The organism is Methanobrevibacter sp. (assembly GCF_045112895.1).
Taxonomy (GTDB): Archaea; Methanobacteriota; Methanobacteria; order Methanobacteriales; family Methanobacteriaceae; genus Methanocatella.
Genome location: NZ_JBGUIH010000043.1, coordinates 40,718 through 53,720, shown reverse-complemented (window position 1 = coordinate 53,720; position 13,003 = coordinate 40,718). Strand labels below are relative to the sequence as shown.

At 34.9% G+C, this 13,003-nt stretch carries 9 protein-coding genes; 4 read left to right on the top strand and 5 right to left on the bottom strand.

The features are described from left to right. Window positions 1-8: 8 nt before the first annotated feature. Both ACJMLD_RS07950 and ACJMLD_RS07945 read right to left on the bottom strand, forming a co-directional pair. Window positions 9-2,132 carry an alkaline phosphatase family protein gene (locus ACJMLD_RS07950; RefSeq protein ID WP_405270274.1) on the bottom strand — a complete coding sequence of 708 codons (2,124 nt, stop codon included), beginning with the start codon at window positions 2,130-2,132 and terminating at the stop codon, window positions 9-11. Next, window positions 2,129-2,998, bottom strand: coding sequence for a metallophosphoesterase (locus tag ACJMLD_RS07945; RefSeq protein ID WP_405270272.1), 870 nt, complete (start codon window positions 2,996-2,998; stop codon window positions 2,129-2,131). Before ACJMLD_RS07945 ends, ACJMLD_RS07950 begins: the two co-directional genes overlap by 4 nt. Window positions 2,999-3,076: 78 nt before the next feature. Here ACJMLD_RS07945 and ACJMLD_RS07940 point away from each other — a divergent pair, with 78 nt between their 5' ends. From ACJMLD_RS07940 to ACJMLD_RS07930, 3 genes are read left to right on the top strand one after another with little or no spacing between them, the layout of a single operon-like run. Then, window positions 3,077-4,267 carry a redox-regulated ATPase YchF gene (locus tag ACJMLD_RS07940; RefSeq protein WP_405270270.1) on the top strand — a complete coding sequence of 397 codons (1,191 nt, stop codon included), beginning with the start codon at window positions 3,077-3,079 and terminating at the stop codon, window positions 4,265-4,267. A 32-nt stretch (window positions 4,268-4,299) separates the two neighbouring features. Continuing rightward, window positions 4,300-4,614, top strand: coding sequence for a TIGR04076 family protein (locus ACJMLD_RS07935; RefSeq protein ID WP_405270268.1), 315 nt, complete (start codon window positions 4,300-4,302; stop codon window positions 4,612-4,614). Between the two features lie 56 nt (window positions 4,615-4,670). After that, window positions 4,671-5,711, top strand: a complete 1,041-nt coding sequence (locus ACJMLD_RS07930; protein WP_405270265.1) for an SLC13 family permease — start codon at window positions 4,671-4,673, stop codon at window positions 5,709-5,711. A gap of 63 nt (window positions 5,712-5,774) precedes the next feature. On the opposite strand, the gene ACJMLD_RS07925 is transcribed toward ACJMLD_RS07930, so the two are convergent. Then, entirely contained in the window at window positions 5,775-10,352 is a 4,578-nt protein-coding gene (locus tag ACJMLD_RS07925; RefSeq protein WP_405270263.1) for a C1 family peptidase, read from the bottom strand. Window positions 10,353-11,075: 723 nt separating this feature from the next. Here ACJMLD_RS07925 and ACJMLD_RS07920 point away from each other — a divergent pair. After that, complete coding sequence (locus tag ACJMLD_RS07920) at window positions 11,076-11,663, top strand: TetR/AcrR family transcriptional regulator (RefSeq protein WP_405270261.1); 588 nt, start codon at window positions 11,076-11,078, stop codon at window positions 11,661-11,663. Between the two features lie 74 nt (window positions 11,664-11,737). Here ACJMLD_RS07920 and ACJMLD_RS07915 read toward each other — a convergent pair whose 3' ends face one another. Next, on the bottom strand, window positions 11,738-12,541 hold the full coding sequence (locus ACJMLD_RS07915) for an alpha/beta fold hydrolase (RefSeq protein ID WP_405270259.1): 804 nt from the start codon (window positions 12,539-12,541) through the stop codon (window positions 11,738-11,740). Window positions 12,542-12,591: 50 nt separating this feature from the next. Next, window positions 12,592-12,990, bottom strand: coding sequence for a C-GCAxxG-C-C family protein (locus ACJMLD_RS07910; RefSeq protein WP_405270257.1), 399 nt, complete (start codon window positions 12,988-12,990; stop codon window positions 12,592-12,594). Window positions 12,991-13,003 lie beyond the last annotated feature (13 nt).

The window sequence follows — 13,003 nt, the reverse complement described above, 5'->3', positions numbered from 1 at the left end:
ACTTGTTATTAAGATTTTAATTCATCAATCTCATTTTTCAGGAACGAATATATTGAAGCGGCTCCAATCAATTCGCCGGGATCGGTCCAATCTGAAGGATATAGGATGAACGGCTTTGTCTGGTCTCCCCCGAGGCCGCCATGTGATCCAACCAACTCCTCAAAGGCACATACTTCATTGTTTTCGGAATCATAGAAACTGTTTACCAGAATGTCAGGCATATTATCAAAGGAGTTTTCACGTTTTAGATGCATTGCAGCATTTTCGCCAAAGCCTTCAAGTGGGTTTTCACCTACAATTTCATCACTGTCCAAATAGTAGATTCCATTCTGACCTATTGCCATTCCACCGTTGGTTATTGAATCTACAAGTATAAATCCAATTCCAGGATGTTTTACAAGGCCCGGAATCAAATCTGGAAATAGCATAACAATTTCTTCATAATTCAGCCTTTCTTTCCATTGTGTTAGATAGATTAGGCCTAGATTTCCGGAACCCAATACTATTAACTCAGAATCCTCTGCTTTCTTTGTGCTTTGCTCCATACTTTCATAGCCTCTGATGTAATCCAGGCTATTTGTGTATCTCTTTCTCAAATTCAGATATTTCTTATTTTCAAATATTATTTCAGGCTTTCTTTTATCAAGTTGTCCTTTGATGTTCTGCAAGGAGTCGCTATCTTCAAATAAACCGTCGCGAATGTCTCCTACTTTTTCCTTTATGTTTCTTATTTGCTTGTTTTCTGGAATGACTGCATCCCTAAAGTGGTCAATGTTATAGGCGGTTTTGAATATTTTCAAATCATCGGGAAGCAACCTCCTTACATAGTTTCCCAATGTAATTCCATACCTTTGCTTGAATGTAGCGCCGTTTGATTGGCCGTGGTCTGACAAAATAACCAATTTATAGTCCCGGTCACTCATTTCTATTGCAGAGGTGATTTTAGCAAATTGATGGTCAATCTTTTTTAGGGCCCCCCACACGTCATCGTCCTGCACTCCGGAATGGTGGGCAATCTCGTCATAACCCATGAATGTTGCATAGGCGGTGTCAATGTTTCCGGCCAATATCTCGCTTGTCAAAACGTCGGTTGTCACCTCCCTTAAGGCCACATTAGCTCCTGCTCTGACTGCAGCATAAACGAAATTCCTTTTAATGCGGGGTCTGATATTTCTTAGGTAATGGATTGCCTGTGACTTCAATTCAAGGAGAATGTCCCATAAAAACATAATAAATAATCTCTGAAAGTTGTATGCATCCAAAAATACTGCATCCAAGGTTTTATTGTATATTTTTTTCAAACCGTCTAGTTTGGAAGAGGTTAATGTAGGGATTTTGCTGTCTCCGGAAAACATATTTGCAATACTGATACCGTTGACAAGCAAACCGTCACCATTGCTGATTTTCTTTTCGATTTCCGGTGCATCACTTAATCTTCCTGAAACAACGATTTTATTGTTGCTTTCTTTTTCAACCCATCTATAGGCTATGATGTTCCTGTTGTTTCCATGCAATATTCCGGCTTGGCTTGCACCGGTCTGTGAAGACAAGTCGGTTTCCCAGCCCTTTAACGTGTGTGTTCTCTCGTCAATGAACTTTTTAATGTTGGGCATCATTCCTTTGTCAATTGCCTTCTTTAAGGTAATTATTGACAGGCCATCCACTTCAAGCATAATAACGCCCGAATATCTCTTTTTATAAGGTGTCTTTTTGCCGAGAGCAAATTTTAAGAGGTTTTTAATGTAAATGTCATAGTGACTTGAGTTGGTAATGTTTGTAATGAATGTTGTGGCGATTGCCATTGCAATCGGGACTTCTAAAATCCCATAAATGCCGGCTGTAACCCCTGGAATGGATAGTGATGCGATAAAAAATATGAGCGAGTTGATTAGAAGAGATCCAATCCCGAATGTGAATATGATGATTTTCATGAAGAATCTTCTGAATATCGGCCATAATAATGCATTGGCTATTGCAACTGCAACCACTATGATGATTGCATTATACCATGGGCCGATTGTAAAGTCTGCACTGAGAATGTCCACCGCATATATCGCGATAACATCAGCTATTACAAGCAATGATGTTGATATTATTGTTCTAAGTGATGAAATAATTCTGTTTTTTATCATTTTATCTCAATCTTTTGTTTTTTGTTGGTCTTTAACGTTATTATTGTAATTTCGGGTTTGCAGTTTATCCTTATTCTGAAGGAATTTGTTCCAAGGCCTTTGCTTGTGTACTGGGTCATTCCTCTAACCTTGTAGAGTCCAACGGGGTATCTTCTGGAATCTGGGCCTCTAAATGGGGTGGTTTCAAATTTTGGTATTATGAACTGCCCTCCATGCGAATGGCCGGAAATCTGCAGGTCAAACTTTCTAGTCTTCGAGGATTCCTTTGCAAAATCCGGTTCATGGGCAAGCAGAATGCTTGGAGTATCCTCCCTCATCTTGGCCAATACATTGTCTAAATTATCCGCACAGACTGTAGAGCTGTCAACGCCACAGATATTTAAGAAATCTCCATCTTTCTCAAGTGTGTATACGTCATTGCTCAAATCAACTATCTCGGAATTTTTAAATATTTCTCTGATTTTATCGGGATTCATCCAATGGTCATGATTTCCCAATACTCCGAATTTGCCATATTTTGCTTTTAGCTTGCTGAAGGATTCTTCCAAGGATATTTCATATCCATCAATGACATATGAAACATAATCTCCGGTCAATGTAATCATGTCTACGTTCAGGGTGTTGACATAGTCCACAAGGTCATTTAGATATTGGGGATTAATCCATTGGCCCAGATGGATATCGGTCAAATTTAGAATCCTGAAGTTCTGGAAGTTCCAGCCTAAATTGTCAAGTCCGATATCGATTTCCACCAAATCAATTTCCTTTTCACAGAACTTTTTGTTTGGAAGCGAAAAGGTCATGGCCTCCTGAATATCTTTTCGGATTTTCATTGCCTGTGGGCGGTCAACATTTTCATCTTTCATTAAATATAAATTAATTCTGAAACTATTTATAATTTTAAAAACAGATATTTAGATGTTATTAAAGATTAAGTGATTATCATGCTTCAAATTGCAGTTTGTGGAAAACCAAATGTGGGAAAATCATCTTTTTTCAATTCAGCAACTGCATCTAGCGTAGAAATGGCAAATTATCCATTTACAACTATTGATGCTCATAAGGCAGTTGCTCATGTAATTAAGGATTGTCCGTGTAAGGAATTGGGCGTTACTTGCAATCCTCACAATTCAATCTGCAGGGATGGAAAAAGATTGCTTCCGATAGAATTGATAGATGTTGCAGGACTTGTTCCTGGAGCTCATGAAGGAAAAGGATTAGGTAACAAGTTTTTAGATGATTTAATGCAGGCTAAAGTGTTCATTAATGTTATTGATGCTTCAGGCTCAACCGACCTTGAAGGAAACCCTGTTGACCCTGGAAGCCATGATCCTCTTGACGATTTGGAATTTTTGGAAAATGAAATCGTGATGTGGATGTATGGAATCTTATCTAAAAATTGGGTAAGGCTTGTAAGGAAAATAGGTGCTGAACACCTCGATGTTTCAAAAGTGTTGTTTGATCAGTTGTCCGGTACAGGAATAGCCATTGAAGATATAATTGAGGCTAAAAGAACTGTCGAACCTGATTTCAACAAATGGGAAGAGGAAGACCTGATTGAACTTACAAGGAATATCTTGCACATTGCAAAACCTATGATGATTATTGCAAACAAGGCGGATTTGCCGACTTCTGCTGCAAACATTGAAAGGATTAAGGAAAGATATCCGAATGTGATTCCAACATCAGCGGAATCCGAAATTGCACTTGTAAGGGCTTCCGAAGCTGGTTTGATATCCTATCTTCCAGGAGATGACCACTTTGAAATATTAAAGCCTGACGAGCTGAATCCGAATCAATTAAAGGCACTTGAATATATCCAAACCAATATCCTGGATAAGTATGGAAGCACAGGAGTTCAGGATGCTCTGAATTATGGCATCTTTGAATTGCTTGACAGGATTGTTGTCTATCCCGTTCAGGATGAGCACAAATACACAGACCAAAAGGGCAATGTCCTGCCTGATGGATTTTTGGTCAAAAGAGGTTCAACTCCAAAGCAATTGGCTTATATTGTCCATACTGACATTGGTGACAAGTTCATGCACGCGGTTGATGCAAGATCAAACATGCGTGTAGCTAGCGACTATGAGCTGAAAGACGGTGACATCATTAGTATTGTTACAAGGGGATAATTCCTCTTAAATTTCTCTTTTTTGGTGTTTGAATGAAAAAAGTAAAAATCACAGTCATGAGAAAGGTAAGGCATGACGATTTAATCGATGAGTATGAAAATCCGCTTGAACATGAATGTGATGTTGAAGTCGGCCAAGTTTATATTGCTAATGGATGGGAAAAGCCTGAAGATTTCTGTGATAGTGCATGGGAAAGCGTTTCACCGTTTGTAATGGCTTTAGCCAATGGTGCTGAAGATTTCTATGGCGGATGGATGAAAAATAAAAAATCAGCAATGATATCCTGCAATGATGGATTTAGGCCTGTAAGTTTTCTTTTGGAAACTTTAGAAGAAGACGCCGATTGAGTTTGATTATTATTTTTTGAATAATTTCTTATAACTCTTTTAATAAAATAATTATTATGGATAAACTAATAGAGAGAAGCTTTGATTTTTTTAAAAAGGAAATAATATTTTCCATATCATTAATATTGGCTATTATTTCCTGCTTTTTTGTTAAACCATCCATTAATTATTTGAATTACATCAATTGGGAAACAATCGTATTGCTTTTTGTGATAATGCTTATCGTCGAGGTTCTTAAAAATTTGGCTATTTTTGAGATAGTGGTTCGCAAATTGCTAACAAGGATTGGAAATGCTCGTGAACTTGTTTTGGTACTGGTTTTTATTTGCTTTTTCAGTTCAATATTTATCACTAACGATGTTTCTTTAATAATATTTGTGCCTTTTGCCATATTGGCTTTAAAAAAAGTTGATCGTATTGATTTAATAATATTCACGGTCTCATTGCAGACCATTGCTGCCAATGTTGGTTGCATGGTTCTTCCAATTGGGGCTCCACACAATATTGTAATGTATACTGCATCTCAAATACCGTTTGAGTCATTTTTCTTATTGCTTTTACCTTATATCCTTGTATCTTTGATATTTTTAGCAATACTGTTATTTTTCATTCCAAAAGATACAATAGTTCTACCTAAAATGAGTAAAATAGACTTTGATAGTAAAGATTTCTTTAAAAGGGTTTTTTTAGGTGTTGATTATTATTTGCTTTTGACATTCATTGCGCTTTTTATCTTGATTGGCAACTTGGAAAGCATTCCATTTTTCAACTTTCTCTTTAAAAGGTGGATAATCGGTAATGAGGTTTTATGGGGCGTTGTTGCATCTCAGGTTATTTCTAATGTTCCTGCCGCAATGCTACTTAGTGGTTTCAGTACTAATTATGAAGCCATTATCATTGGAATTAATATTGGTGGGTTGGGAACTCTAATCGCTTCCATGGCCAATCTTATTTCATATAAGATTCTAGTTCGTGAGCATGATGAATTAAAAATTAGGTATTTGGGGGTATTTACGGTTTTAAATGTTATTCTGCTGGTTATTTTGTTAGGGGTTTATCTTTTAATTAATCATTCTGATTGTTTAATGTTTATCTAAAAAAAGCAGAAAAATAAATAATTATGCTTCAGACATAACCTCTGAAGCAAATTTTGCTAATTTTTATCTTGTAATGACAACCGTGCTTGTTGCATTGCAGTTGTTGTAAATGTCGTTTCCTTCGATGAAAGCGGTGAATGCATATTCTCCTAATCTTAGGTTGATAGGAACATGAATCATGCCTTCATCGTCGGTTTTGTATTTGTAAACTCCTGCAGTGTTGTTGACTTTAACTATGGCTCCGGCGATTGCATTGCCGTTGGCGTCCGTTAATCTTGCTGTGTAGTTGGTGCCGTCTTTGAAGGTCATGCTAACATCATCAGCAGTTAAAACCGCTTCAACTTTGTTTACAACGACTTTTGCAGTAGTATTTACTGTGCCGTATAATGAATTTCCATCGAAGCTGATTGTGTAGTCATATTTTCCCGGTTTTATGTTAATAGGGGCGGTTGCTACACCGTTGCTGTCAGTATGGTATCTGTATGTTTTTGCTCCGTTGTTGAATTTGACTGTAACTCCGGTGATGGCGTTTCCGTCACCATCAGTGAGTCTAGCGGTTAAATTGCCGTTTTTATAGTCAATATTGACATTGGAAGACTCTAAGTTAGGAGTTCCCTTTTCAACTGTCAATGTTTTGGTAATGTTTGCGGCTGCATAGATGCTGTTTCCTGCGAAGCTGATTACGTATGTGTATGTGCCAGGTTTCAATTTGATCGGGGCGCTTGCAACACCATTGACATCTGTGTGGTATCTGTAAGTGGTTGCGCCATTGTCGAATTTGACTGTTATGCCGGTGATTGCGTTTCCTTCAGCATCAGTCAATGTTGCAGTGAAATTTGACCCGTCTTTATATTCAACAACAAGGTCGGTTGCATCAATATTCACATTCGCTTTGTTTACAATGACGGTGCTTGAGTTGCTGGATGGTTTATAAATGCCATTTCCGTCAAAAGAAGCGGTAAATGTGTATTCGCCGGGTTTTAATGTGACCGGAACATTTGCAATTCCGCCGGCACCGGTGCGGTATCTTAAAACCTTAATGCCATTGTCAACTTTAACTGTAATACCTGAAACAGGATTGCCATTTACATCACTAACGGCAACTGTGTAGTTCTCATTTTCTTTATAAATCACATTTATATCCTCAATGTAGATAGCAATTCCCATTTTATTAACAACAACAGTTCTAAAAGCATTTAACCCTTCATAGATGTCATCACCATAATAACTTATAGCAAATTCATATTCGCCAGGTTTTAATTTAACTGCAACCTTAGCAATGCCCTCACTATCAGTTCTATATTTATAATAACCAACAGTATTATTTACATAAATAATGGCATTGCTAATTGGAATGCAGTCATTGTCAGTTAATCTAATGAATAATTCGGGGTCATTGCCATAAGTTAAAACATTATCCTCAAAAGTCAAATTCACTTTGGTTTTATTGACTGTGATTGTTGAATTAATAAATGAGCTGGAATACAATTCATTACCTTCAAATGTTGCATTAACATCATAAGTGCCTGGTTTTAAATCAATAGGGAATTTTACAATACCATTAGCATCGGTTATGAATTCACTGACTGCTCCGTTAAGACCAATTTTAACAGCAACGTTGGAGATGGCATGCCCCTCAATATCAGTTAAAGTAACGTTCCAAGTGGAACCATCTTTATAAAACATTGTAAGACTGCTTGCTGATAAAATGTTAGCTTCAGGTATTGTAATATTCTTAGTAATATTGATTATTTTATGAATATTATCGTTGTATTCGGCTTTAATTACATGTTTTCCACCGGATAAGTTATTTAAATTAAATATATAGTCGCTATCAATGAATTTATTATGAATCTCAACACCATCAACATTAATTGAAATGTTTCCTTTTGCACCATCAGATAAATTGAATAGAATTGCACATTCTCCATCAATACAATTTATTTTAATCTCGCACTCATCTAATTCTATCAAATCGGCGGCATATGATGAATTATAACCTTTAGCATCAATTTTAGCAGATATGTTGTTAAAGGACCTATTTTCAAAAATATGTGTAATTTCAGCAATGCCCTCAATTATGCCAACCGGATAATCAATACCTTCTATATTGAAAACAACATTGCCAGTGGTCAACGGATTTCCAAACATGTCTGAAACTTTTGCTTGAATGATTGCATGATTGAAACCTGACTGATAAGACAATTCAATTGAGGAATCCAAATTCAATGCTGTAAATGCTTTGATAGATGCAACTTGTGAATTATAGGTATGATTAAATCCTTCAAATGCATAATCATATAAATCAATCCAATCCTCACCATTGAAACTGAAGAATGATACTCCTGAGGAATAAAACCTATTATTCAAGAAAACTGATTCGGAAATAGGTATATTTGCATAGGAATCTGTTTTAATTTTAAATGCAACTTTAAAGATATCCCCTTCATTTAAAAACACGGCATTGTCTAAATTGATAGTGTAATATCCTGGATTGGAAACGCCGCTTTTTGTTGTTTTAAGGACATTATTGACATAAACAGATACATCCCAATTTGTCATATCATTAAAATAAGTAGATACTGCTACAAGATTTTCACTTTCACTGGCATTAAATATATTTTCATACCATACTGTATCATTGCCTGTTATCAGATAATCGGTTATGCCAGGAACATCATACTGATAATTTTTATCCAATTTAATCGTGTCATTCAGGATAAACGTAAAGGAAGCCTTATTGTCGCCTACTTGAGCAAATCTGGTGTCGTAATAAGAAACATAACCATATCCGTTATCCCCCCAATAAGGACCCCAGCTATTTTTAATTATGAATGCCCCATTACCTGCAGGAATATTTTTAAATTTAGATTTTGAATAAGAATCATCCCAACCTACAATAATTACTTCATGATTCGAATATTCATCACCGTCATAATAATAATTTCCGCCGCTAACCAGGTAGGCGCTATCATAGTGCATTCCTGTTGCAACAGCACCATATTTCAGAATTGCTTTTTTTATTTCATTATTATCTAAATAATTTTCTCTTTTAAGATAAACAACATTTTGAACATGAACCAATGAATTTAAAAGAGGGGATAATGCACTATAATCGTCAAATGAATCATTGGACTCATTAATCGGACCTAACCATCCAACAAGATATCCAATTGAAATTTCATCAATGCCTCCGCCATTCGGATCAACTTGCCAGCCATAATTTGAGAACATGGCCATTAAGTTTTTCATGTTTTCTTCCGAAAAATCATAGTTGACATTACTTGCTTTTAAAATGCAAGATTCCAAAGCGGCCAATGAAGCAAAAGCCCAACAATTGCCGCTGCCTTGCTGATTTTTAACAGAAGTGACGAATGAATGGTCAACTAAATTATAACGATATGGAATTTGTATATTCTCATTATAGGAGGAATTATATAAATCATATCCTAAAGACCTGATGAAAGAATCTAATGAATGTATTTGTGAAATTGTGCTGTTTACTGGTGCTCTATTGTCATCATAACTATTGTTTTCTATTAAAGTATCTCTATTAAGAACAGAATAAACAGCACCTGCAGAAACTGTAGCAGAATTGTTTATAAACTGATTATTGATTAAAGTGAGCGTAGACAGATTATTTAAAAATAGTGCACCTCCATTTTTAGCAGAATTATTTTGAAACGTGGAATTTGCAATTGTTGAATTACCATACAAATGATAAATCGCGCCTCCATCATAATTTGCCACATTATCATTGGCAAAAACATTATTTAAGTTTGAAGTCACGTTTAATGCAGTTATGGCTGAGCCAAATGTAGCATAACATTGAGTGAAGTTAACATTGTCCAGTTCCAAATATGAGGATATGGCATATATTGCACCTCCAGCATCCTGTTGGGAATAGACATTTACAAAACGGGAATTCCTAATTCTGATTTTAGTCATATTTTCAACACACAATGCCCCTCCATAATTGGTAGCATAGTTATTTATAAACAAACAGTCCACGATATCCAGATACCCATTATAGGCATTTATTACCCCGCCATACTCGGCAGAATTGCTTTTAAAAGTACAATTGTGCAATGAAATTGAATGCAAAGTCAAATCCTCTTCATCATATTTAGTTAAAATACAACCTCCAAAGGAGTTGCCATAACTATCCGAAGCTCGCCTGACGCTATTTTGAAAAATCACATCATTGGCCGTGAAATTTCCGGCGTTATTAAAAAAGGCTTTATTGCTTGTTAAATTTTGAAGAATTAGATTATTATTGGAAATAACTGTTCTGTCAAAATTAATTATGGTATTTGCACTACCTTGCCCTATAAAAGTCACATTATTTAAATTGGTTGAAGAATATTTGTAATTTCCTTCTTTTAAATGAATAACAACATTATTCTTTAATGATACATATTCTAAGCTACGATATGGGTTATTAATTGAACCATTGCCGTATGTATTGTGCGATTCATCAACATAAATATCAGTTAACGATACTGGATTTTCATCACCAAATACTTCATCCTGATTATCAGTTCCTATTGTATATTCATTAAAAGATTCATCAATAGAAATTAAATCATTATCAGTAATATTTTCAACATCTGAAGCATATAATGGCAGTGAAAAAATCATCAAAATAATAAAAATAGGCATAATTGCTAAAAGTGTTTTCTTAATTCGTGGCATAATCCGACCTTCAATTTGAATATATGATATAGTTTATAAAATTAATACTATAATAAATTTATTTATTATTTTTAGATGTACTTTTTTTAACACTTATCATACTATCAATTGAAAGTCTGTTCATTATTAATATTTGAAACATTTTGTTCTATCTTTTCCGATTCATTATCTCTATTTTTGACATTTAAATAATCATTATTCTAGTTAATAACATAGATAATAAAATTAGGGGATTATTAAATAAATCGGAATAAATTATAGCTAAAAAAGAAAATTGGAAAATGAGAGAATGCTCCCTCATTTTTAAAGTTTTTATCTTGTAATGACAACTGTGCTTGTTACATTGCAGTTGTTGTAAATGTCGTTTCCTTTGATGAAGGCTGTGAATGAATATGGGGAGTTGTTTTAAAACGATTATTGTTAAGATTAATTTCATATTCATATGTATTTAAAAAATGATATAAACAAAATTATTAATCTTTAAAATGGATTTTAAAAATCAATATAAAGTGTTTTTTTCTAAATATTTATTAATTAATGTTTACAAGTTTATTAATTTTTTATTAGGTATTTTAGTATTTTGAATAAATTAAATAAAAAATTGGACAAAATTTGCTGTAATAGGAATATTATTGAATTATATATATGATTAGAAATATAATTACACTTATGAAGGAATTTAGTAGCACTGATGAAAAAATTATAAGAGCCACTTTCGGAATTCTACAAAATGAAGGATTCACCAAAACAACTACCAAAAAAATAGCCGCTGAAGCGGGAGTAAATGAAGTAACCATTTTTAGAAACTTTCAGAATAAAAATAATCTGGTTGAGATTACAAAGGAGTACTATCTTCAGATGCTTCTTGAAAAATTTGATGAGATTTTTGATTTTAAGGATGATGACGAAATTGAAGGATACCTTCAAAGCAACTTTGTTGGCCTTTTAGATCTTTCAGATAATGATTTCAGCATTATCAAAGTTGCTATGGAAGAAGTTAGAGACATTCCTGAGAAAAAGCAATTGATTTCAAGAATTACCAATGCAGTTATCGGCAAATTAGAGGAATTTTTCAAATCTCAAATCGAAAAGGGCAAGATTAGGAATATCGATTCCCGGGTATTGGCTGCTATGTGCTTTAGTATAACGTTCCAGTCCATTATTCTATGGAGGGTATATGATAAAAATCCTAGTGTTGAAGCAAATCAATATGCAGATAGATTCTTGGACATATTATATAATGGAATAAAAGTTTAATCCGAATCATTTTCTTAAATAAGAAAATAAAAAAAGTTGAGAAGATAAAATCAAAAGAGACAATAATCTTCTTCTCATTGGTTTAGAAAGTCTTTAATAATTTTTTGAAAATCATCAGGTTGTTCTGCAACAGCCAAATGGCCGGAATTCTCAATCAATTCAAACTGAGCATCCTTAATTCCATCAGCTACTTCACGGCCCAATTCCGGGGGGTTGATACCATCATATTCTGCGCCAATAACCAATGTTTTACAGTCTACTTTATCATAATCCTTCGAATTATCGAAATTAGCAAGTGAAGCATCTTCTGCAGCCTTCTCTTCTTCATTCAATTCCTGATTTTCATCGCCATTTAAGTATTTGTCAATGTTCAGTTCCCCATTAACGGCTTTTTCATATGAATCTGGAGCAAGGCTAGCTTTTAGTATAACTCCCATCATTTCTTCCTGTGTTACTTGAGTTATATCAAGATTTGCTTCTTTCAAAAGTCGTGCAACAGATGAGGTTTTGCCGTTTGGCTTAGTGCAGACCAAAACAAGATGGTCAATATCATCGCTTTTGACTTCGGCCGCTCTAAGAGCGATATATGAACCCATGGAATATCCTAAAACATCGACTTTCTCCAAGTCCAGCTCTTTAATGATTTCATGAATATCATCTGCATGATCATCAATTGTGTATTCTTTAGGGCGTGTTGATTCGCCATGTCCTCTTGTATCGATGGTAATTACACGATAATCATCTTTAAACATATCTCTTACAGGATACATTGTTGATTTGTTTCCTGTTAGTCCATGAATCAATAATAAGGATTTTTCTCCCTTTTCTGTGTCATCAATGCAAATTTCAATATCATTTATGTTCAAGAATTTTTTCATAGTGAAACTCCATTTTTCTTATAAATTAATATTTTGCGGTAATTATGGGATTATTCGTCCCACATGTCGGCAACTTTGTTTGCAATAAACACGCAGCAGTCAACGCATGGGGATTTGTCCTTACCATTGTTTGTTATTGTGCCGCAGCATACGCTTCCGTATTCATCTTTAAAGGTGTTAAAGATTTCTTTGGCATTTGTTTTGATTTTACTGACATCATCCAGAACGATACCGTTTGCCATCAATGCGCCGGTTACGGCACCGCAGGTTCCTTCGTCAAATGTTCCACCTATTCCTCCAGCAAATCCGGATCCTAAGCGGGTTATTTCATCGCCAGTAATGTCCGCATCAGCAGTTTCACAAAGTGCCCTTAAGGTTGACTCGGAGCAGCTTTGGCTTTTTCTGTATTCCCTAATTTTTTCCTCTAATATTTCTTTGTCAAGTTTCATAATGCAATCCCCT